The sequence below is a fragment of the Rhodococcus koreensis genome (assembly GCF_017068375.1).
Lineage (GTDB): Bacteria > Actinomycetota > Actinomycetes > Mycobacteriales > Mycobacteriaceae > Rhodococcus_F > Rhodococcus_F koreensis.
On record NZ_CP070609.1, the window covers coordinates 259,253 to 280,531 of the forward strand.

Below are 21,279 nucleotides of genomic sequence, written 5' to 3' on the forward strand. Positions count from 1 at the left end.
CGGTCGAAAACAGAAACGGCGGAGTGCGGCGGCAATCCGATGCCGAAAAGCCTCCTGCCACCGTCGGCGGAATGAGGTAACGTCGGAGACCTGCACGGTTGAGCCCCCAGCCGCAATGGACGGGCACGGTTCCCGCGCCTCCCTGCCTGTCTCCTTCGTCGCTCGACCGTGAGGAAACAACATGAAATCCGTTCTCAGTGCGCCTCCGACACCCGACGACCCCGCCGCGAATACGCCGCTGTTCAGCTGGGCGGCCGAGCCGGAACACGGGCGGCTCGCCGTTGACAGCGCACCGGGCGCCGGCGGGATCCTGGTCGTCCGGATCTCCGGCGACATCGACGTCACCACCCTCCCATCGTTCGGGAGTCATCTCGAGGAAGCGATCGACGATCGGTTGCCGTTCGTGCTCGATCTCTCCGACGTCCAGTTTCTGTGTGCGTCGGCGCTGCCGATTCTGGAGATCATGTCCGCCCGCGCGCACCGGCTCACCGTGCCGTGGGCGGTCACCGGGAACAACGCTCTCCGCAGGCCGTTGACAGCGATGAACATGGCGGCGGTCATCCCGTTCTGCGCCGAGCTCGAGGACGCGTTCCGGCTGGTTGCCGGTGGAATGCAGCGGGGTGGGCGCTCGGCGTGACCGATTCCGCTCCGCACGGCACATCCGACTTCGTGGTGGTCGCCAACCGGCTGCCCGTGGACATGGAGACACTCGACGACGGAACGACACGCTGGAAGCGCAGCCCCGGAGGTCTCGTCACCGCCCTCGAGCCGATCCTGCTCGACCGGGAGCGCGGTTCCTGGGTGGGCTGGCCGGGGGTGCCCGACACGAAGGTCGAACCGATCGTCTCCGGTGGGATCGATCTGTACCCGGTGGAGTTGAGTTCGGACGAGGTGTCGCAGTACTACGAGGGCTTCTCGAACGCGACGCTGTGGCCGCTGTACCACGACGTGCTGGTGGCCCCGGTCTTCGACCGGGATTGGTGGCACACCTACCTGGAGGTGAATCGCCACTTCGCCGAGGAGACCGCGCGCACCGCGGCCGAGGGCGCCACCGTGTGGGTGCAGGACTATCAACTCCAGCTGGTGCCGCGCCTGCTCCGGGAGATGCGCCCCGATCTGACCATCGGATTCTTTCTGCACATCCCGTTCCCGCCGGTCGAGCTGTTCATGCAGCTGCCGTGGCGGAAAGAGATCATGGAGGGGCTTCTCGGGGCCGACCTCATCGGCTTCCATCTGCCCGGGGGCGCCCACAACTTCCTGTTCCTCGCCCGCAGGCTACTCGGACTCGACGCCACCGCGGCAGGCGTCGGCGTGCGCGGCGCGCTCGGCCGGGTGACGCTCGATGACCGTGTCGTCCAGGTCGGTGCGTTCCCCATCTCCGTCGACTCCCGGCAACTCGTCGAACAGGCCGCCGACCCTGCCGTCGTCGAACGGGCCGCGGAGATCCGCCGGGAGCTCGGAAACCCGCGGAAGATCCTCCTCGGCGTCGACCGGCTCGACTACACGAAGGGCATCGACCTGCGGTTGTCGGCGCTCGGCGAACTGCTCGACGAGGGTCGCCTCGACCCCTCTGACACCGTGATGGTGCAGCTCGCCACCCCGAGCCGTGAACGCGTCGACCACTACATGAAGATGCGCAGTTCCATCGAGGAGCAGGTCAGCCACATCAACGGCGATCACGGGCAGATCGGCCGTCCGGTGGTGCACTACCTCTACCAGCCGGTCGATCGCAGCGAGCTGATCGCGCTGTTCCTCGCCGCGGACATCATGCTCGTCACCCCGATGCGCGACGGAATGAATCTCGTGGCGAAGGAATACGTCGCCTGCCGGGCCGACCTGGGCGGTGCGCTGGTGCTCAGCGAATTCGCGGGTGCCGCCGCCGAACTCCGGGGCGCCTACCTGGTGAACCCGCACGACCTCGACGTCATGAAGAACACGATCGTGGCCGCACTCGGCCAGGAGCGGGAGCAAGGACGGCGCCGCATGTCGCGGCTGCACCGGCAGGTGCTCGATCACGACGTGCACCGGTGGGCGCAGTCCTTCCTCGGTGCCGTGGCCCCGGTCACCACCGACTGATCACCGTCACACAGGCCTCACTCCGGATTCGTCGTCACCGATTCGACGATGCGGCGCGCCACCTCCGCCAACTTCACGTGCTCCTGCTGCGACTGCGCGACGAGAATCTCGAACGCCTGGTCCGCGGACACACCCCGCAGCGCCATCACGATCCCCTTGGCCTGCTCGATGACGGCGCGGCTCTTCATGGCCCGCGTGAGGCCCGTCACCTCGTTCCTGGCCAACTCCACGCTGCGCGCGCTCCTGAGCAACCCCTCGATCGCCGTGGTGTAGACGAGGAGCACCACGGCGTCGAGTTCACTGAACCCGTGATCGCCCTGCCCGTAGATGTTGAGGGTCCCGGCGAGGGCCTCGTCGACGGCGAGCGGCGCGGACAGGAAACTGCGCATGCCGGCCTGGTCGAGGTTGTCGGCGAGGGACGGCCACCGCGTCGCGGCCTCCCCGAGTCTCGCCTTGACGACCGTCCGTGTGCCCGCGACACCGAAGTAGTCGCCATCGATGGCCTGGAAGTTCTCGATGTCGATCTGCCGGACCGCCTGGTCCGTGAAGGCGACGGTCTCCACGTGTCCGTCGCGCAGCAACGAAATTCCGGCCATGTCGGCGCCGGCGATCGCGTCCACCACCTGCTCGCAGACCCGTTGCAGCAGCAGGCCCATCTCCACCTGTGAGCCGGAGTTCCGATTGAACTCGTCCAACACGGTTGCCAACGAGCCCAATTGGGCGGCGATCGTCGCCCCGTCGAGATCAGGGGACATCGACTCAGGGCGCTCACCCGCAGTCTCGGCCATTCTCGGATACACCTCGGATTCCGGGTGTAACCGACAGGACACCCACTGAACGAACGCAGCAGTTGTCTCTACCGTCGAGAAGACTTTACTCGACCCGGGAACCGACTTCGTCCACCGATCCCGTCGCCGGGCGCGGCCGGTTCACCGGAAGCGGTCGAACGAGCCGATACGGTCCGCTCAGCCGCCGCCCAACTGCTCCCGCAGCGCGGACAGGGTGCGTGCCAGGATCCGCGAGACCTGCATCTGTGAGACGCCCACGCGCTGGGCGATTTCCGTCTGGGTCATCGATCCGAAGAAGCGCAACATCAGTACTCGCCGTTCGAGCGGCGGAAGTTTCTCCAGCGCCGGCCGCACCGAGGCGTGACTCTCCACGTTCGCGAGCTCCGGGTCCTCTTCGCCGAGTGTCTCGGCGAGGGGAAGGTCGTCGGGGTCATCTCCCATGGCCGCATCCATCGACAAGGTTTGGTAGGCGTTCTTCGCGAGCAGGCCCTCGGACACTTCCCGGACGTCGAGTTCGAGTTCGGCGGCGATCTCACTGGCCGACGGTGACCGCCCCAGTTCCTGCGACAGCTCGTCGACGGCCTTGGCAATCAACGCGTGGAGTTCCTGCATGCGCCGGGGCACCCGCATCGACCACCCGGTGTCGCGGAAGTACCGGCGAACCTCACCCATGATCGTGGGCACCGCGTAGGACACGAAGTCGAAGCCGCGGTCCGGATCGAAGCGGTCGACCGCCTTCACCAGCCCGAGCCGGGCGACCTGCAGCAGGTCCTCGTGCGCCTCGCCGCGACCGCCGAACCGGCGGGCGATGTGATCGGCCAGCGGAAGGCACCGTGTGATGATCTCGTCGCGCAGCGCGGACGCCTCCCCCGACGACTCCTCCAGGGTTCGCAGACGCGCCACCGCGGGCGCCACGTCCTTGTAGTCGTCTCTGCCGGGACGGTGCCGTTCGCTGCGTTCCGAAACCGGTGACACTAGATGGTGCCCCGGTATTTGACCAGTTCCACCGCCACGGTCCGCTCGACAGACCCGTTACCGACGGGTCCCTCCGACACCGACACCGCATTCATCAACGTCTCGAGCACGTGCCAACCGAAACTCTCCCGGTTGGGCACCCCGCGTCGAGCGAGGGGTGCACTGATCGTCACGTGCAACCCGGTTTCCGTCACCGCGAAGGAGCACGTCAGTTCGGCACCTCCCGGCGTCGCCGCGATCAGTTCCGAACACACCTCGTCCACGGCGAGTTTGATATCGGCGACGTCGTCGAGCGTGAAGTCACCCAGAACGGCGAGCGTTTCCGCCACGGCGCGCACCACGGGCAATTGTTCGAACTCCGCCGCCACACGAAGTTCCACGGGCACACCGGATCTCGTTTTCATTCGTCTAACCTCGTCGACCTCGGCCATCTGCACTCCACGTCTGTGTCGTCGGTTTCTGCGACTCTCGGCAGCGTACCCAGCTGCCGCGGCCCTCAACCCGCCGGCGAACGAAAGTGCGAACGTGTCCCGAATGTGTCCTGACGTGTGGTTCGACGAACCCGATTCGGTGGGTCTCAGGCGATCCGGACGTCGCGTGCCTGGTTGCCGGTGTCGGTGCGGCAGACGGTGAAGCTGACGCGCTGCCCGTCCACGAGGATGCGGTGACCGTCTCCAGCGATTTCGGAGACGTGGACGAAGACGTCGTCGGATCCGTCGGCCGGGGCGAGGAACCCGAAACCCTGTTCGGCGTTGAACCATCGCACCGTGCCGGTCTGCAGGTCCGTCGACGGGCGGGCAGGCAGTGTGTCGCCGGCGCTCATCGTGCCGCCCTCCGATCGGCCAGGCCGCGGAGCGCGGCGCCGCCCCCCAGGCTCGCAACGAGTAGAACCACAAGCAGAGCCACGTTGAGCATTGCTCCTCCTCGGCATGCGCACTTTCGACCCCCTGGCCGAATCAACCCGAAAATAGTGGGTCTCTTTCGAGTACGGGGCGGTTCGGCCGAGCGTTTGCACAATCGAGATCTGGCGGACACAACACATCCACGTCGGACGCCACAGAAGATCTGATTTGCTAGACATAGATTTTGTAGTACGGTCGAAGCGTCGGAACTTCAGCGATCGAGTCGAGAACGCGTGGCGACACGAACAGAAGTCGCCGGCGAGGTCAGGGCCCGTGATTCGAGACCTTCCGTCACGGGTACGCGGTGAGTTCGCCAGGCGCCGCCCCGACACGCAGGCGACCGAACGGGGCATCCACCCCGGGGTTCCGCAGGCAGTCAGTAAGCGAAAGAGAGGACCGAGAATGTCGAAGTTCACCGTGCCAGGTCTTTCCGACGATCAGGGAGCGCAAGTCGCCGGCATCCTGCAGAAGCGGCTCAGCGCGTACAACGATCTTCATCTGACGCTCAAGCACATTCACTGGAATGTGGTGGGTCCGAACTTCATCGGCGTGCACGAGATGATCGACCCGCAGGTGGAATTGGTGCGCGGCTACGCAGACGCGGTCGCCGAGCGCATCGCCGCCCTGGGGAAGTCGCCCGACGGCACACCGGCCGCCATCACCCGCGACCGCACGTGGGACGACTACTCGGTGCACCGCGACACGGCGCAGGCGCACCTCGGTGCCCTCGACCTCGTGTACAACGGCGTCGTCGAAGACAACCGCAAGGCGATCGCCGAAACGGGCGAACTCGACCCGATCACCGAGGACCTCCTCATCGGCCAGACCGGCGAACTCGAGAAGTTCCAGTGGTTCGTGCGCGCCCACCTCGAGAACTCCGGCGGCAGCCTCTACACCAACGGCGCGCACTCCGAGAAGCAGGCCGCCTCGCAAGCGCGGTGAGTACGGACCGACCATCCCACTACCGAAAGGTGACGAACATGGCTGAGAACAACAGCGGACCGGCAGAGGCCGTCAAGGGCGTCGTCGAAGACGTCAAGGGCAAAGCGAAGGAAGCCGCGGGAGCGGTGTCGGGCCAGGACGACCTCACCCGCGAGGGCAAGGCGCAGCAGGACAAAGCCGCCGCTCAGCGCGAGGCAGCCGCGAAGGAAGCCGAAGCAGAGAAGGCTCGCGGCAAGGCCGAGGCGCAGGAAGCACGTCAGCGCGCCGAACAGTGACACGCTGCGGGCCGGAACCCTACCGGCCCGCAACGGGTGTCTCCTCTCCGAGTGGCACCGGCGACCGCCGGATGACGCTCACCCCTGAAAGGACTGATACGTGCTAGGACTGGGAATTCTGGGCTGGATCATCATCGGCGGTCTCGCCGGGTGGATCGGCAGCAAGATCATGAAGACCGACGCCCAGATGGGGATCATCCTCAACATCGTCGTCGGAGTCGTCGGCGGACTCCTCGGCGGCTTCATCCTCAGCCTCTTCGGCACAGACGTCGAAGGCGGCGGTCTCTGGTTCAGCTTCTTCACCTGCCTCCTCGGCGCGGTAATACTCCTGTTCCTGGTCAAACTCGTGACCGGGCGACGTTAGACGCCCACATTCCAGAACCGGGCCTGCCCATCACACGATGGGCAGGCCCGGTCTCTTCGTCGCCGCCGCTTTGCCGCGCTGGTGGTGTTCTGCGGACTCCGGGGTTTCGCCGCAGTCCTGCAGTCGCGGCATCGGTGAGCCTCGTGTTTTGGTCTCAATGCTTCCGGGTAGGCGAAGCGGGGGCAGCGGAAGGAGAGGGTGATCGTGTCCGAGAGCACGCACGACGAGAAGGACGATCCGAAAGGCGGGCGCCCGGGCCCAGCCGATCACGGCAAGGACGGCGGCATGGCCACGAGAGAGAACGCGCCCGAGTTGACAGAGGACTCCGCCGTCGCCGAGAACGACTGACCATCTGGCACTGCCGCTGACCGATCAGGAGGGGCATTGACCGATCCGAAGGCAGACCTCCACGACTACCTCCAGGCCGCGCGCGACGCGCTGCTGTGGAAGCTGGACGGATTGTCCGAGTACGACATCCGCCGACCGTTGACCGCAACCGGCACGAACCTGCTGGGGCTGGTCAAACACCTGACCGGCGTCGAGATCGGCTACTTCGGGGAGCCCTTCGGCCGATCCGCAGACTTCCCACCGTGGGTGACCGACGACACCGAAGACAATGTGGACATGTGGGCGATGGCTGACGAGTCACGCGACTATGTCGTCGGCCTGTACCGCCGGGCGTGGGAGTACACGGACGCCACCGTCCGGACGCTGCCGCTCGACGCGCCCGGACGGATACCGCACTGGCCCGAAGACCGCCGCGACGTCACACTGCATTGGATTCTCGTGCACGGGATCGCCGAAACTCACCGGCACGCGGGCCACGCCGACATCGTCCGCGAACTCGTCGACGGAACCGCCGGGCTGAGGGCGGACAACGACAACCTGCCTACAGCAGAGCGCACATGGTGGGAGAACTACAGGTCCCGCGTCGAACGGGCGGCACGGGAAGCCGGCCGAGATTGACGGCTTTCACCCCGCCGCCGGTTGCGCAGTCGTCGTGGTGACGACCGGCGTGGTGGTGGTCACCGACTCCGCTGCGGTGGTCGTCGTGGGTTCCGCCGTGGTCGCCACTGCGGACGATTCCGAGACGGCCTGCGGCACAGACGGCGACGTCGTGGTTACTGCGGCCACCTCCACGGCGGTCGTGGGTTCCGGCGATGCCGTGGAGGCGACCGTCGTAGGTGCCGGTGAGCTGGTGGTCGTCGTGGTTGCACTCACCGTGTTGCCGGCCGGCGCGGACTTCTTCGCGGCGGACGTTGTGGTGGGTGCGACCTGCACCGCTTCTGCGTCCTTCGTCGAGGCGGCCGCGAGTTTCGCTGTCGACTGCTGCGGCGCAGCCGTGCGCGCCTCGCCCTTCTCCGCTTCCTGCGCAAGGTGCGTCAGCCAGGCCGCTGCGTACTGGGCAGACGTCAGCGGTTTCCCGTTTCCGGCGTTCGCGTCACGCCAGTAGTCGAAGTGGTGGCCGGTCCCCTCCCCCAGCGTCTGCTGGTACGGATCACTCATCGCCACCTGGATCGTGTTCTGGTTGTCCGCGATGAACCCGATGATTTCGTTCCGCACCTTCGCGGGCAGGTAGACGAGGTCGACCGCCTGGTTGGACGAGATCGGACCGGCCGGCGTGTCGGACTGCGCCGCAACGGGATCGGCGGGCTTGTAGGCCGGATCCGACACCTTGACCAACACGTCGAGGAACGTCTCGTCGGACTGCATCCAATTGTCCTGCGACTGGATGTCCGCGAACGCGGCGAGAGCGATCTGCCCGATCACCACCGCGAGATCCTGTCCCGTCGCCGGGGTCAGCCCCTCCTTCTGCAACGCGTCGACATTCAACTGGCGTCCCACGTTGATCGCGAGTTGCAGCAGCGCAATGTTCTCGGGAGCGGAGCAGGTCAGATCGCCTTCCGAGCAGAACGATGCCACCTTGCCGTCCAACGCCCCGAAACTGCCGGACGTCCCGGGCAGAGCACCTCGCCCGGGTGTGCCGGTCTGACCTGACTGGTAGGCGAGATCGAAGCCGTCGGGATTACGGAATTCGTTCTCGGCGCCCGGAAATGCTCCTTCGCCGAGATTGCGGCCGGCATCCGCCAGGATGACGACGCCGACAACGGAAGTGGGATCGAGAATTTCGTACGAGCCGTCCTGGCCGTCCTGGTTCCCGACTTCCATCGCAACGCGTCTCGCGACGTCGGCGCCTTCGCTGTAGCCGACGATCGAGAACTTCGTGTCGGGGCACGACGCGTGAATGGAACGCATGACGGTTTCGGTGTTGTCGACGCCGGCGTTTACGGCGTCCTCGTAGGAGTTCATGTTCGCCGGGTACTCGATGTACACCGCGGCGTACGAGCCTCCGCCGACGGATTGCTGCGGCGCGTTCACCACCTCATCGATCCAGGAACTGGTGTAGTTGCTGGAGTAGGACGCGGGAAGCGGAGTGCCGTCCGGTGCCACGAGCATCTGGTGGGTCCCCGGCCTCGGACTGTCGCCACGGCCGGCCACGGCGATGCTGACCATGTCGTAGCACGCATTCGAGGCCGCTGCGGTCAAGGCTGTCGCCGTCGTGGCGGGTGACCCTGGGTTCGACCATGGTGTCGCGAGCAGTGCCGCCAGTCCCAGTGCACCAGGGGCGACCAGACTGCCTGCGATCCTCCGTCGATGCGCGACCTTGCGTGCTGAAACGCGACGTTTCATGGTCTACCCCATCCGTTCGTGGCGCGTGCCGAACACCCGAATAGGTGTCAACGCGTTAACAGACAAGTCGCGCAACGCCGCAGCGGTGTTACACGGTGCGCCGGCAGAGTCGCTTCATGACGCTCGCAGATGCGCGATGAGGATCGCCTCGATCTCCGACCGTCGCGCCGCGGACGGGAGGCGTGGGGCCGCGGACCGGTAGTGGTGCCCCGTCGGGGTGCCGAGGTCGAAGAGATGCGTTCGGCCATGCCTCCCGACGGGGCGCGCGGTCCAGCCGTCGCCCTCCTTCGCGTAATTGCACGCCGCACACAAACCGGCCCCATTATCTGCCGTCGTGGCACCCTTGTTGCGGCGCGAGAGAATGTGATCATGATGGCGGATCGGCGCATCACACCACGGCGTCCGGCACGTGCGGTCCCGCAGATCGATCAACTTCGCAAGACCCTTCGGAAACGAACGCGACTGCGACTCCATCGCCGTCAACGACCCCGACAACGGACACAAGTACACGTTTCGTAACGTCACCGCGGTATCACTATCAAGGGCGTCCGCCACCAGCTGCCGGGCGATTGCAGCCGGCACCGGCCCGAACCCCGCCAGATCCGCCGCCTCACTCTCACCCGCCAATAGGGCCTCGTCGGATATCACCAGGTTCACCGCCACCGGCACCCCCGATGCCACCGATGCCCCGGTGCCGCGGTCGAACAACAGATCCGCCATCACCTGATTCCGGGTGCGGCCACCGCTGTCCCCGGTCGCGATGAGGCTGTCGGCGTCGCGACCCAATGTGGCGTGTAGGCAGACGGCCTGTTCCATCGGCATCAGCACACTCAGATACGCCATCGAATCCGGCGCCGGCCGCGTCGTGACCCGCCGCTCCGAGACCGCGTTGCGGTACCGGGCCACGACCGCGGCGGCGTCGAGTTCCACCGCCAGGGCCTTCGCCTTCGCGACCAGGCCGCGGTCCCCGACCCCGTCGAGAATGTTCGGGTCCGAACACAACCGGCGATCCACCACCGCTCGATCCGCCGCCGACAGACACGCTGTCTCCCGCACCAGCAACGTCGCGCCACTCGTTCAACCGACCGGACCGCAACAACGCCAACGTATGCGGCATCTCGTGCACCACCGCCCGAGCGAACCCCAGATGCCGGCCACCGCGGTTCGGGGACTCCCTGCGCGCCAACGCAATCTGCGACGCGATACCGCGGTCCCACTCCGCCCGCGGCAACCCCCGAACCTTGCGGTCCTCCCGCACGCAGGTGGCGACATCGTCGGTGACCACCGCCTGCACCGCACACCCCACCGACTTCAACGACTCCACCGCATCGAGCCACTCGATCCCCAACCCCGCCTCACCACACGGCCCGACACACCGCAACCGCGCCGTGAACGCCCGCAACTCCTCCAGATCCGGTGCCACCACATCCCCCACGACCAGCCTCCCCCGAGGTTATTCGAATATACGTTCGATAGTAACCCATCGGCCGCAGCGCCGGCAATAGTCGAACCGGGTCGGTCCCAGGTCGGCGACCGTCGGCTCGATCCACCGGCGGGTGTCGCCGTTCTGGCAGAATTGTGCGGACGTCGCTCGAACTGCGGCGCCCGGTTCACGCCGCGTTGTTGCACCTCGGGAGGCGAGTCATGCCGAATGATCCTTCGGGGACGGCACGTATGGGAGGCGACAGTCCCAGCGTCGTCTTCGCGAAGTTGGCAGAGATGGTGTACAACGGCGACGACTTCGATCACGTCTACCGGGCCATCTGCGATGCCGCAGCGACTCTGGTCCCCGGGTGTGCGCATGCCAGCCTCATGCTGAAGCAGGATGATCGTCATATCACCGTGGCGGCGAGCGACGAGGTCGCAGCGCACGTCGACTCACTCGAGCGAGCCGAGCAGGAAGGACCCTGCCTCGACGCGATCGAGAATGACGCACCGCAGGTAGAAACCGAACTCGCGAGTTCGAAGCAATGGCCGCGGCTCGCCCGGCGGACTATTGCCGAGACGCCCGTCCGAGGCGCCGCAGGGTTCCGGCTCATGATCCGTGGACGGAAGGTCGGCGCACTCAACCTGTTCGCGGACAACCCCGGAGAACTCACCGACGAATCGATCGACCAGGCGATTCTGATCACGGCCTTCGCGGCGGTGACGTTGACAGCGCTCCATGAACACCAGGAAGCGCAGACGCTTCGCGACGGCCTTGCCAGCAACCGCGAGATCGGGAAAGCCATCGGGCTGTTGATGGCCTTCCACGACATTTCGCAGGACCGGGCTTTCGATCTGTTGCGCAAGACGTCGCAGGACATGAACATCAAGCTCACCGGCGTCGCGCGGGAAGTCATCGCGCATCACAATTCGAAGTTCGACTGAGGTCGGAATGTGTCGACAATCGGTTGATGCCGACCTGGGCAGAGCCGTAGTGTTGATCGCGCGTGGTTGAGAACACAGCCGCAGATTGTTTGGAGGCCGCAGCAGTGCGCGGTAGACGGATTTGCGCGCACTATCAAGCCGCTGTGATCCTCCTGCCAGTGCGCTCCTTCCGCCGATAGCGCACTGGGACCGACAGGGTGCACGCGATCGGAGGGTCATGAAGACATCACGCACGTCATTCCACGCCACTCCCCCGTCTGCGTCTCCGCCCATCCATTGCTCACTGGATATGCCCACCCACGAACGCGGGCTGCGCATGACCGTCGAATTCGCACCGTACGCAGACGCCACCGTGGGACGAATCTCGGGCGACATCGATGTGCTCGCCGCACCGTCCTTCGCGCTTGCTCTCGCACATCTGACCGACGGAGGCTCATTCTCACGGGTCGTCGTCGACATGACCGCGGTCGACTTCGTCGGGACGTCGGGACTGTCAATTCTGTCCGAGTTCGCAGAATCTGCTCGGCGGCAGCATATTACGTGGGCGCTAGCGGGTAATCGGGCGGTCTTGCGCCCCATCGAGGCCATCGGGCTGAGCGCGACCATTCCCACGTGCAGCACGGTTCACGACGCGTTCGACAGGGTGGAGAAGGCCGCGCACAGGTGATCGGAGCCGGGCGATACCGTCGCACATCACCCTGAAACGACACTCCTTTTCCAAGCGATCTGAGGCTCTACCGGACGATTCCGACGCACTGTCCGACCTCGCCCCGCGGGGGCCGGGTCGCGGAACTGGCAGCCGCCCTCGTGCGGGTCCCCCTCGACTCGCAACTTCGCGACGAAGTGCGTGGCGAAAGTTCGTGAGAACCGGCGTCGGCCCTACTCCGCCCGAACTGCAATCGACTCGCGTTCGTCGTCCTCGCGGAACATCGCTTCGATGCGGTTCTTGATCTCCGCAGTGCTCATCGAGCCTCGAGAAGGGGCGAAGCCACGATTGCGAGCCGAGGTGGGCGTGAAGGTGTTCATTGCCAGTGCTTTCTGTCTTCCGCGTCGGCGAGAGCCGCGGGGTGGTCGAAGGGTGCGTCCGCGATGCGGACGACGGTCAGATCAAGAGCGCGGCGAGTGCTACGGCAGCGAGCACTGACAGGGAAGTGGCCACCGCGACGAGAACGGAGCCCGTCACGACGATGGCGGGCGCGGTCGCTGTCGCGGCCGAGACGGAAGCGATGTACACGGTCGGGCGCAGTGTGTGCCGGGTCGACGGCTCCTCGGCGGAGGGCGACGATATCGTGTGCTGATCGTGCTGTTGCACCGTGATGCGGGTCATGTGCTGGCGTACCCCGTAATAGCGACCGAGTGACCTGAGTCACAAACTTACGAGTACGTTGTACATCACAACCGGCCTCTCGCGCCAGTGGCTGCCATCCCAATCGCCTCGATTGCGGTCCCCCGTCGCCGCCGGCGTCCCTCCAGTCACACAAGCGATCCACGTGACGCGCTGTGGACTCGGGAGTGGTATCGACGGACGGCCACCCGAGCTGTGCGCCCCCGCCCCGTATGTCGTTGCTGGATGTGAACGTGGTTGATCGGATCCGGAAGTTGGGGTTTGTGGTGACGCCCCGAAATGCCACTACCTCGCAGAAAGGCGGTCACACGTTCGCGTCAGAACCAGCCTTTGCGCTTCGCCCAGACGAGCAGTGCCCCGGACATGGCGAGCATGACGAGCACGATCACGGCGACGGAGGGCCATTGCGTCCGTTCGTTCACGATCACGTTCATGCCGATGATCGAGGACAGGGCGGTAATTGGCAGCGTGACAGCCGCGATGACGGCGAGGCGTTCCGCGGCGACGGTCATCTTGGTGTTGGTGCGGGCCTGGTAGAACTCGATCGTGCCCTGGAGGTAATCCTTCTGTCCCCTGGCCATCACGGTCAGGTGCTGGAACTGATCGACCGCATCGAGCAGGAGGTCCTGCCCCTTGCCGGCGCCGAACGCCTCGATGGTGACCATCCTGCCGTACACCTCCCCGCTCAACGCGGCCATGGTGCCGACCGTCAGCAGGCCGTGCCGGACCCGGAACATCTCGTCGAGAAACGTCTCCGGATCACCGAGGTGCCCGCCGGTGACCTGCTGCTCGAGCTTCCACACGTCCTTGGTCAGTTCGGCGGTGTAAGCCCGCATCCGTGCCGTCAATGCGGCGAGGAGGGCGAACGACAACTCGAATGCCGTGCCGGGCCGCAACTTGCCCGACTCCAGTCGGCCCAGCACCACCTTCACCTCGACCATCGCCGTCGAGGGATCGATCGCCGGATTCACGGGGCCGTGCACTGTCACCAGGTAGCGGGTACCGATGAACTGGTCCAGTTCGACGTAGTGCACGTGCCCGTGTGCGCCCGACTGCGGCGCGTGCAGAACCACGAAGAAGTGGTCCACATACCTGTGCACCTTCGGAACCTGATTGCGGTGCTCCGAATCACGCACCGCGAGAGGATGAAAACCGAAAACTGTGGTCAACGCGTCGTGTGCCTGTTCGTCCCAGGTCGGGATGTCCACCCAGACCAATCCGTCGGGCCGGTCGAGCAACTGTTTCAACTCGGTCGCCGCACACGAACGCACACCGTCGTCGGAGATGAAGCGGACGTCCATTTCGGCCTCCTCGCCCTGACGCACCGTCACCCCTGTCTTAGCACCCACAGCTGCCCGGTTCGGGAGACCCGGTGAATCCGGTCTCCGGAGAGGGGAAACTGTGGAAATGACTGACGACAGGACTGCACTGATCGTGGTGGATGCGGCGAACGTCGTCGGCTCGCGGCCCGACGGCTGGTGGCGTGATCGTGCCGGTGCGGCCCGGCGATTGCTCGTCCAACTGGGCGCCCTGGACCAGCGTCTGGACTCACCGGCCGAGGTGGTGGTCGTGATCGAGGGTGCGGCGAAGGCCGCGGTTGCCGGGGAGCAGGATCGGGAATTCGACGGTCTGCGGGTGGTGTCTGCGGACGGTTCGGGCGATGACGCGATCGTCGACGTGGTGGCCGCCGAGAAAGACGGCGACCGGCCGATCACCGTCGTTACCGCCGACCGTGGGCTCCGGGCCCGAGTCGAGGCACTCGGGGCCGTCACGGTCGGCCCGCGGTGGCTCCTTGCCCGCATCGACGGAGAGAGTTCCTGACCGTCGTCGGCCAGGGCGGCGTTGGCTGCGTTGTGTCCACACATCCCGTGGACACCGCCGCCCGGGTGGGCGGTGGAACTGGCCAGGTACAGCCGGTCGATCGACGTGTAGGGCCCGGACGAACCAGGGGTCGGACGGAAGACGAGCTGCTGATACAACTGAGCGGTGCCGCCGTTGACGGCCCCACCGTGCAGGTTCGCGCTGCTCGCCTCGAGGTCGCGGGGACGCTGCACGTTGCGCCCGACCACGCGCTCCGCGAATCCCGGCGCGTGCGATTCGAGCATCGCGTCCGCTCGGTGCGCCGGCAGCTCCGCCGATTCGTCGTCGGCAATCCCCCGCGGCAGATGCGTATAGGCCCAGGCACTTTCGATTCCTTCCGGGAAACGGCTGGGGTCCGACGTCGTCATCTGACCGAACAGCAGGAACGGGCGTTCCGGGACGACCCCCGTCGTCGCCGGCGCCCAGATGCACCGTTCCGGCGGATTCGAGGTTTTGGGACGGCCACGGAATCTTGCGGTCGAGTGCGTAGTTGACCTTTACGACGGGGGTGTCCCATTCGAACTTCTCGAGGTCATTTCTTCGCCGCAGCAGACTCGAGCGCCGTCTCGTCTCGCCCGCTCCGTCATCGCGGCGGAGAGTGCGCCGGCACCACCGACATGACGTCAGGGGTTCGTATTTCGCTCGGCGAGGAACGAAAGTCGGCGCAGGCACTCGAGATTGCGTGGGAGCACCGCCAGGTCCTGCGCCATCCGCGGAACCCAGGACAACGGGACGGAGGCCGCCACCTCCGACATCTGGAGGTGGCAACCGGATCCACGCGGCTCCAGCCGCAGCCGCACGATCGCTTTCGTGGGGGTCACCTGCGCCAGCAGTCGGAGTTCACGGTTCTCTTCGGCGAGGAGCACCTCGGTGGAGTCGTCGATCAGTGCGGGCCAGGCACCGACGGAATGGTGCAGGCGGCTTCCCACCGCGGGCCAGTCCGCGGAGACGGCACGCATCCGGGACGCGCCGACCACCCACGACGGGTACAGCCACCCGTTGGCGAGGACGGACCACACATCCGAAGCCGACGCCGACGTGTCGCGATGTGCCTCGATGACGACCACTCCCTCGAATCGGTACCTGACGACTCTCCGCGCTTACCCTCCCCGACCGCATCGAAAACGTGAGCCGCGTCGCGCTCGCCTCCCGACAGTTCAGGTCTGCGCTCCGATTTCCTCACCGGCCGCGAACCGTGATTCCGAATCGGTGACCAGCCCGATCGACACGAGTGGACGCGGGAAGATCAGATCGGTGAGGTAGGCGAGCGCGACCGCCCAGCGATTGGCGGCGTTCGGCATGGCGTAGAGGTGATATGCCCGGGTGACCACCTTCGCGAGGAACCCCGACAGCCGGATGCCGAGGGGGTTGGCGACGGCGAACCCCGGGCCGAGATCCACGACCAGACCCATGTCGCGGTGGGTGTACGGCTTCGCATCGCCGACGCCCAGGCTCGCCGCCACGTTGCGGGCGAGGGCCCGCCCCTGCCGGACGGCGTGCTGCGCGGTGGGCGGGGTGATCGATCCGCTGTTCTTCGGATCGGGAACGGCCGCGGCGTCGCCGCCCGCGAAGACGTCGGGGTGCCCGTCGACCGAGAGGTCGGGGCGCACCGTCAATCTGCCCTTCTCGGTGGGCAATCCGAGCGTGTCGACGAGGGGGCCGGCGGTGACACCCGTCACCCAGGCGACCGTGCGGGTGGGAACGACGGTTCCGTCGTCGAGAGTGACGTGTTCGGATCCGAGTTCCGTCAGGGTGGTGCCGAGTCGCACCTCGATGCCGCGGGAGCGCAGCACCTCCAGCACCTTGTCACCCAGCTTCTCCCCCACTTCGGGCATCACCTTGTCGGCGGCGTCGAGCAGCAGGAACCGGATCTTCGCGGGGTCGAGGTTGCGACGGGACGCTGCTTCGTCGGCCAGGGCGCGGAGTTGGGCCGTGAGTTCGGTGCCCGCGTAGGACGCACCGACCACGACGACCGTCCGTCGGGCGTCGGCGACCCGGGGGTCGGTGTCCCGCTCGGCGAGTTCGATCTGGGTGAGCAGCTGGTCGCGGAAGTACAGTGCCTCGGCCGGCGTCTTCAGTCCCCTGGCGTGCTCGGCGAGTCCGGGAATGTCGAACAGCCGGGTCACCGATCCCGGGGTGAGCACCACCCGGTCCCACGCCACCTCCTCGACACCCTGCTCGCAGTCGGTGACGTGCACGGTGCGGGCGTCGAAGTCGACGGCGTCGACTCTGCCCGTCACGAGCTCGACGTCCGATAGCGCCTCGGACAGTGGAATGGTGACGAACCGCGCGTCCAGGATTCCGCCCGCCACCTCGGGCAGGAGCGGTGTGTAGAGCATGTAGTCGCGGGGCGAGATCATGATGACGCGGGCGTCGGTTCCCCGGAGGCGCCGCGTCAGAGAGCGTGCGCATTCGAATCCGGCGAAGCCGCTGCCCACGACGACGATGCGCGTCGGCTCTCCGGCTGATTCGTAGGTCATACGGAACGCATTCCCCAACCACGCGCCGAACGAAACAATCCCCCGGTCACGACCGCGGCGGTGTGAGGGCGTCGAATCCGGGTACTCGACCAGCGGAGATCGATCGACGGGATCGAATGCGAAGGGCGGGAACATGAGCGCCGCATCGAAGGCGATGTACAAACCGTTGGCGCTCGCTGCGAGTGTCGCCGGTGGAATAGCGGCGAGTGCCGTGTTCGGTCAGGTGTGGAAGCGTGTCGCAGGCGAATCCGAGGCTCCCGACCCCAAGGATCTGTCCCGCAGCACCCGCGAAGTACTGATCGCGGCCGCCGTGCAGGGCACCGTCTTCGGCCTGGTCAAGGCGGCGGTCGATCGGGCGGGTGCCCAGGGGTACCGGAAGCTGGCCCACGCCGACCCCCGATAGAGCGAGGCACTTGTCCCAGAACCCCCCTAGGCTGAGCCGATGCGTACTCGTTTCGCGGAAAATCTCGACAGCCTGTCCGGCGATCTCGCCGCCATGTGCCGGCTGTCCGTCACCGCGATGTCGGAGGCGAGCGACGCACTGCTGCAGGCAGACCTCGAGCTCGCCGAACACGTCATCGACGTGAGCGGCGAGCTCGACGATGCCGCGGCGCACTGGGAGAAGCGTGCGTTCGCGCTCCTCGCGCTACAGGCTCCGGTGGCCCACGATCTCCGATTCATGGTCGGCGGTCTCCACATCTCCGCGGATCTGCACAGGATGGGCGGTCTCGCGGTGCACATCGCGAAGATCGCCCGCCGGCGGCATCCCGACCACGTGGTCCCCGACGAGGTGCGGGACGTGTTCACGGAGATGGGCACCGTCGCCGTCGCGCAGGCGAGGGAGACCGAGCAGGTGCTGCAGCACCGCGACCCCGAGCGCGCCCGCGGATTGCTGACGGCGGACGAGGCGATGGACGACCTCCACCGCAGCCTGTTCACGATCACCCAGAACGAGGACTGGCCGCACGGTGTCCAATCGGCCGTCGACATCACCCTGCTCGGCCGCTTCTACGAGCGGTTCTGCGACCACACCGTGGAAATCGGCAGGCGCGTCATCTTCTTGGAGACCGGCAGCCTGCCCGAACAGTGAGAGAGCCGACCGGTCAGCTCAGCCCTTCCGCCGCGGCGACCGAGCGCGTCGCACCGCGGGTGTAGACGTCCAGGTGGAAGTCCGTGTCGCGGTACGACCCGACGCGGTGGAGGCCCTCGAACGCCGCGACCGCATCGTGCACCGCGCGGCCGGTCTGCGGGTATTCGGGCACCGGATGCTGCCAGTGCACGGCCACGAGGGTGCCGCCCTCCTCCAGGGCGTCGACGGCCCGCCCGAGCACGGTGTCCAGGTCTGCGGGCGTCAGGTAGTACAGCACCTCGCTGAGCACCACGAGGTCGAGGGTGCCTGCCGGCCACGGATCGAGGAGCGATGCCCGGCCCAGCTCCACGCGGTCGGCCAGTCCCTCGCGGCGTATGCGGTCCCGTGCGCTCGACAGGGCACGAGGCACCACGTCCGTTGCGACGACCCGGTCGCAGCGTCTCGCCAACTGCGCCGTCAGTACCCCGATCGAGCATCCCGGTTCGAACGCCCGCCGATAGTGCGGACGGGGCAGGGCGGCGAGCGTGAGCGCGTACTTGCGGTGTTCGTACCACCGTTCGTCGAATCCCCACGGGTCCGCCGATTCCGCATACATCGACTCGAAGTAGCCGGGATCCATCGCGCTCACCACAGCACCCGTTCCGTCGTCCGCATCAGTCGCGCCAGCACCCACGGCGGGAGGATCGTGGCGTCCCGGGGGTCCTCGGACAACGGGCGGATCTGGGTACGGAATTCGTCGACGGCCCGGCGTTTGCGCGCCAGGACGTCGACGGTGGGTGCGAGTACTCGCATCCGGTTCCACGGCACCGACGGGTCGGCGGGTCGCGCCCAGTGCCACATCCAGACCGGATACTCCACCAATCGGTGGCCGGTGACCGAACACGCCTCCGCGGCGGCCCGTCCGGTGGCGTCGTGGTCGGGGTGACCGTCGCCTCGCCAGGTCGCGAGCACCCACACCCTCTCCCCGGCCCGGGACGTCGCGGTGAGCACGTCGACGAGGCGGGTGGTGAGTTCGCGTTCGTACGCGCACACACCGCCGTCCGGCAATCCGAGACGGAGTGGTTCGCCGACGCCCAACAGCGCTGTCGCCCGGTTCGATTCGGCGATCCGCGCGGCCGCCAGCGCGGCGGGTGACAGGGTCGGCGACTGCGGATGCGACGCCGCGCCGTCGGTGACCGCGACGACCTGGACGGAAACACCGGCGGTGGCCGCGGTGGCCATCAGCGCGCCCACGCCGAGCACCTCGTCGTCGGGATGCGGGGCGACGACGACCATGCGGTCGCATTCCGTGAGCGGTATCGGCGGACACCGGACGGAGGCCAGCCACCGCTGCCACACGTCCTCCGGGGTGCCCCGGCCGGCCACGGGTGTCTCCCTGAATCTGGTGGCGTTGTCCACGGTCAGTCCTCCCCCGCGACGAGTTCGCCGAGTGTCGCGAGATCCCGCTCGGCGTGGGATTGCCGGATGTAGACGAGCAAATCCGCGACGTTGCGGGCGTGGTCCGCGTCGCCCGCGAGCGGCGCGGCGCCCAGCGCGCGGCCGACGCGGTCGATCACCTCGCTCGCGGTGCGCTCGACGAGGCCCCGCACCCGGAACGCGCGCACCTGCGCGGACGTCCGATCGACGGGATCCGAGTCCACCTCCGCGGCCGCGGACGCGAGTGCCCATCGAGTCGCGCTGACGGCGACGTCGATCGCGCCGAGGTGCGCGAGCTGGTGACTGTCCGCCCGGCCATCTCGTGCGCGAGCCCGCAGCGATTCCGCCACAGCGAGCGTGCCACCGAACCAGCACGCCGCCACCCCGATGCCGCCGTGCCAGAACCCAGCCCGGTCGAGGTACCGGTCCGCGGCGCCGACAGCTCGCACGGGAACGCCGTCGAACGTCACTGCTTCGGTGTCCGTCGCCGCCATCCCCGGATTGCGCCAGCCCCCGCGTCCCGGCGTGACCCCGGGTTCCCGCAGATCGACGGCGAACAGCCGGGGTTGCCCGTCGACACGTGCCGTGACCAGCGCGTGCGTGCACATCGACGCCCCGGAGCACCACGCCTTCGCTCCCCGCAGTCGCCATCCGCTCGCATCGTGGGCGGCGTCCAGGACCGGGCGTGGTGGTTCGCTGGCCCAGACTCCCCACCACTCGTTCCGGCCGGCGCGGGTGCCGTCGATCTCGGCGAGGATCGCGTCCGCGTCGGCGTGTGCCTCGAGCAGCCGGCCGACCGAGAGGTCGCGGCGGCACCATTCCGTGAGTTGCGCCCACCGGGCGGCGGTGGACCCGTGGCCGGGCAGCGGCAGTTCCGCATCGCCCGAACGGATGATCGCCCGCACGGCGGCATGGGTGGGACTGCTGTCGTGGGTGACGTCGGTGATCATCGGTCCTGCAGTCCCTCCAGGTGGGTGGCGAAGCCCTGCGGCGCGCGGGCGTCGGCCCGTGCGGACGTCTCCACCGGCGCGTCGATGCTCCACACCACGTGCGCTCCGCGTTCGACCATCCGCTGCACCAGGTCCACGTCCTCGTGCGCGGGCAGGGCGGCGAACCCGTCCACCGCCCGGTACAGGTCCGCCGAGAATCCGAGGGACGCGCCGTGCACGTGCCCGTGGGCGGTGCCGGAGCGGTAGGCGCTGCCGTACAGCGACCGCACGTGGTCGGGCCACCCCGACCAGTCGGTGACCGTCACCGTCCCCGCCACCAACTGCGCGCCGCGGCTCGCGTGCTGCAGGTGGGAGGACAGCCAGTGCGCGGGGACGAGCGAGTCCGCGTCCGTGGTGGCGAACCACTCGTGCGGGCGCAGGGCGACCGAGTCGAAGCCCGCACGCCGGGCGGCGCCGACGTTCCGCGCACCCAGCACCACGACGTCGACGTCCGCTGCGCGGGCGACGGCCTCGCTGCGGTCGGTGCATCCGTCGAGCACCACGACGATCGTCACCGGCACCGACACTTCCCGCGCGGCGGTCTGCACCCCGTCGAGGCATCGCGGCAGCAGTGCCTCCTCGTCGTGAGCGGGCACGACCACCGTGATGTGTTCGACGCGCATGACGTCCCTTCCCGATCATCCACTGTGTCCGGGTTCAGCAAGTACCCAGTCCTTCGCCGGCGGAACCACCGCGGACACCGATTCGGGATCGCT

26 protein-coding genes and 2 pseudogenes are annotated in these 21,279 nt (G+C 67.3%); 13 read left to right on the plus strand and 15 right to left on the minus strand.

Features of this window, described 5'->3' with window-relative positions:
* Positions 1-181 precede the first annotated feature (181 nt).
* The gene (locus JWS14_RS01175) at positions 182-637 is read left to right on the plus strand and encodes an STAS domain-containing protein (RefSeq protein ID WP_072946238.1); all 456 of its coding nucleotides are present in this window, start codon (positions 182-184) and stop codon (positions 635-637) included.
* Entirely contained in the window at positions 634-2,076 is a 1,443-nt protein-coding gene (locus JWS14_RS01180; RefSeq protein WP_095864162.1) for an alpha,alpha-trehalose-phosphate synthase (UDP-forming), read from the plus strand. The genes JWS14_RS01175 and JWS14_RS01180 overlap by 4 nt, the downstream gene beginning before the upstream one ends.
* Positions 2,077-2,093: 17 nt before the next feature.
* Here JWS14_RS01180 and JWS14_RS01185 read toward each other — a convergent pair whose 3' ends face one another.
* From JWS14_RS01185 to JWS14_RS01200, 4 genes are all read right to left on the minus strand, one after another.
* The gene (locus JWS14_RS01185) at positions 2,094-2,864 is read right to left on the minus strand and encodes a GAF and ANTAR domain-containing protein (protein WP_206012296.1); all 771 of its coding nucleotides are present in this window, start codon (positions 2,862-2,864) and stop codon (positions 2,094-2,096) included.
* A gap of 177 nt (positions 2,865-3,041) precedes the next feature.
* Complete coding sequence (locus JWS14_RS01190) at positions 3,042-3,839, minus strand: SigB/SigF/SigG family RNA polymerase sigma factor (protein WP_072946235.1); 798 nt, start codon at positions 3,837-3,839, stop codon at positions 3,042-3,044.
* A complete protein-coding gene (locus JWS14_RS01195; RefSeq protein WP_072946234.1) occupies positions 3,839-4,270 on the minus strand; it encodes an ATP-binding protein in 432 nt (143 codons plus the stop codon). The genes JWS14_RS01190 and JWS14_RS01195 overlap by 1 nt, the downstream gene beginning before the upstream one ends.
* 146 nt (positions 4,271-4,416) lie before the next feature.
* Positions 4,417-4,662, minus strand: a complete 246-nt coding sequence (locus JWS14_RS01200; protein WP_072946233.1) for a cold shock domain-containing protein — start codon at positions 4,660-4,662, stop codon at positions 4,417-4,419.
* Positions 4,663-5,143: 481 nt separating this feature from the next.
* Here JWS14_RS01200 and JWS14_RS01205 point away from each other — a divergent pair, with 481 nt between their 5' ends.
* The 5 genes from JWS14_RS01205 (at position 5,144) to JWS14_RS01225 (ending at position 7,288) form a co-directional block, all read left to right on the plus strand.
* Positions 5,144-5,683, plus strand: coding sequence for a Dps family protein (locus tag JWS14_RS01205; RefSeq protein ID WP_206012297.1), 540 nt, complete (start codon positions 5,144-5,146; stop codon positions 5,681-5,683).
* A gap of 38 nt (positions 5,684-5,721) precedes the next feature.
* Complete coding sequence (gene mbp1 / locus JWS14_RS01210) at positions 5,722-5,958, plus strand: microaggregate-binding protein 1 (protein WP_005570747.1); 237 nt, start codon at positions 5,722-5,724, stop codon at positions 5,956-5,958.
* Positions 5,959-6,058: 100 nt separating this feature from the next.
* Positions 6,059-6,322 (plus strand): GlsB/YeaQ/YmgE family stress response membrane protein, encoded by a 264-nt coding sequence (locus JWS14_RS01215; RefSeq protein WP_095864160.1) that lies wholly within the window; start codon positions 6,059-6,061, stop codon positions 6,320-6,322.
* A gap of 204 nt (positions 6,323-6,526) precedes the next feature.
* A complete protein-coding gene (locus JWS14_RS01220; RefSeq protein WP_206016307.1) occupies positions 6,527-6,670 on the plus strand; it encodes a hypothetical protein in 144 nt (47 codons plus the stop codon).
* Between the two features lie 36 nt (positions 6,671-6,706).
* On the plus strand, positions 6,707-7,288 hold the full coding sequence (locus tag JWS14_RS01225; protein ID WP_072946229.1) for a DinB family protein: 582 nt from the start codon (positions 6,707-6,709) through the stop codon (positions 7,286-7,288).
* A 6-nt stretch (positions 7,289-7,294) separates the two neighbouring features.
* Here JWS14_RS01225 and JWS14_RS01230 read toward each other — a convergent pair whose 3' ends face one another.
* Positions 7,295-9,013: a cutinase family protein gene (locus JWS14_RS01230; RefSeq protein ID WP_206012298.1), complete on the minus strand. Its 1,719-nt coding sequence runs from the start codon at positions 9,011-9,013 to the stop codon at positions 7,295-7,297.
* A 114-nt stretch (positions 9,014-9,127) separates the two neighbouring features.
* Positions 9,128-10,448: pseudogene (locus JWS14_RS01235) on the minus strand (HNH endonuclease).
* A gap of 209 nt (positions 10,449-10,657) precedes the next feature.
* On the opposite strand from JWS14_RS01235, the gene JWS14_RS01240 reads away from it, so the two are divergent.
* Positions 10,658-11,383, plus strand: coding sequence for a GAF and ANTAR domain-containing protein (locus JWS14_RS01240; RefSeq protein ID WP_206012299.1), 726 nt, complete (start codon positions 10,658-10,660; stop codon positions 11,381-11,383).
* Between the two features lie 289 nt (positions 11,384-11,672).
* Positions 11,673-12,050, plus strand: a complete 378-nt coding sequence (locus JWS14_RS01245; protein ID WP_241031212.1) for an STAS domain-containing protein — start codon at positions 11,673-11,675, stop codon at positions 12,048-12,050.
* Between the two features lie 212 nt (positions 12,051-12,262).
* Here JWS14_RS01245 and JWS14_RS01250 read toward each other — a convergent pair whose 3' ends face one another.
* On the minus strand, positions 12,263-12,409 hold the full coding sequence (locus tag JWS14_RS01250) for a hypothetical protein (protein WP_179377706.1): 147 nt from the start codon (positions 12,407-12,409) through the stop codon (positions 12,263-12,265).
* A gap of 5 nt (positions 12,410-12,414) precedes the next feature.
* Between JWS14_RS01250 and JWS14_RS01255 the strand changes: the two genes are divergently transcribed.
* Positions 12,415-12,681, plus strand: a complete 267-nt coding sequence (locus tag JWS14_RS01255) for a hypothetical protein (protein WP_206012300.1) — start codon at positions 12,415-12,417, stop codon at positions 12,679-12,681.
* Between the two features lie 364 nt (positions 12,682-13,045).
* Here JWS14_RS01255 and JWS14_RS01260 read toward each other — a convergent pair whose 3' ends face one another.
* Entirely contained in the window at positions 13,046-14,029 is a 984-nt protein-coding gene (locus tag JWS14_RS01260; protein WP_095864344.1) for a magnesium transporter CorA family protein, read from the minus strand.
* Between the two features lie 106 nt (positions 14,030-14,135).
* On the opposite strand from JWS14_RS01260, the gene JWS14_RS01265 reads away from it, so the two are divergent.
* A complete protein-coding gene (locus JWS14_RS01265) occupies positions 14,136-14,549 on the plus strand; it encodes an NYN domain-containing protein (protein WP_206012301.1) in 414 nt (137 codons plus the stop codon).
* On the opposite strand, the pseudogene JWS14_RS49845 reads toward JWS14_RS01265, so the two are convergent.
* The 3 genes and pseudogenes from JWS14_RS49845 to JWS14_RS01275 form a co-directional block, all read right to left on the minus strand.
* A pseudogene (locus JWS14_RS49845) lies at positions 14,546-15,205 on the minus strand (phytoene desaturase family protein); the annotation flags it as partial. The gene JWS14_RS01265 and the pseudogene JWS14_RS49845 sit on opposite strands and share 4 nt — an antisense overlap.
* Positions 15,206-15,211: 6 nt before the next feature.
* Positions 15,212-15,655: an SRPBCC family protein gene (locus JWS14_RS01270; protein WP_072946225.1), complete on the minus strand. Its 444-nt coding sequence runs from the start codon at positions 15,653-15,655 to the stop codon at positions 15,212-15,214.
* A gap of 90 nt (positions 15,656-15,745) precedes the next feature.
* On the minus strand, positions 15,746-17,068 hold the full coding sequence (locus tag JWS14_RS01275) for an NAD(P)/FAD-dependent oxidoreductase (RefSeq protein WP_206012302.1): 1,323 nt from the start codon (positions 17,066-17,068) through the stop codon (positions 15,746-15,748).
* Between the two features lie 133 nt (positions 17,069-17,201).
* Between JWS14_RS01275 and JWS14_RS01280 the strand changes: the two genes are divergently transcribed.
* Positions 17,202-17,471 carry a DUF4235 domain-containing protein gene (locus tag JWS14_RS01280; protein ID WP_072946224.1) on the plus strand — a complete coding sequence of 90 codons (270 nt, stop codon included), beginning with the start codon at positions 17,202-17,204 and terminating at the stop codon, positions 17,469-17,471.
* Positions 17,472-17,510: 39 nt separating this feature from the next.
* On the plus strand, positions 17,511-18,158 hold the full coding sequence (gene phoU / locus JWS14_RS01285; protein ID WP_072946223.1) for a phosphate signaling complex protein PhoU: 648 nt from the start codon (positions 17,511-17,513) through the stop codon (positions 18,156-18,158).
* Between the two features lie 13 nt (positions 18,159-18,171).
* On the opposite strand, the gene JWS14_RS01290 is transcribed toward phoU, so the two are convergent.
* From JWS14_RS01290 to JWS14_RS01305, 4 genes are read right to left on the minus strand one after another with little or no spacing between them, the layout of a single operon-like run.
* Complete coding sequence (locus JWS14_RS01290; protein WP_206012303.1) at positions 18,172-18,789, minus strand: class I SAM-dependent DNA methyltransferase; 618 nt, start codon at positions 18,787-18,789, stop codon at positions 18,172-18,174.
* On the minus strand, positions 18,783-19,556 hold the full coding sequence (locus JWS14_RS01295) for a PIG-L deacetylase family protein (protein WP_072946221.1): 774 nt from the start codon (positions 19,554-19,556) through the stop codon (positions 18,783-18,785). Before JWS14_RS01295 ends, JWS14_RS01290 begins: the two co-directional genes overlap by 7 nt.
* A 2-nt stretch (positions 19,557-19,558) precedes the next feature.
* Entirely contained in the window at positions 19,559-20,524 is a 966-nt protein-coding gene (locus tag JWS14_RS01300; protein WP_206012304.1) for an acyl-CoA dehydrogenase family protein, read from the minus strand.
* Positions 20,521-21,186, minus strand: coding sequence for a glycosyltransferase family 2 protein (locus JWS14_RS01305; protein ID WP_072946219.1), 666 nt, complete (start codon positions 21,184-21,186; stop codon positions 20,521-20,523). The genes JWS14_RS01300 and JWS14_RS01305 overlap by 4 nt, the downstream gene beginning before the upstream one ends.
* Positions 21,187-21,279: the final 93 nt, after the last annotated feature.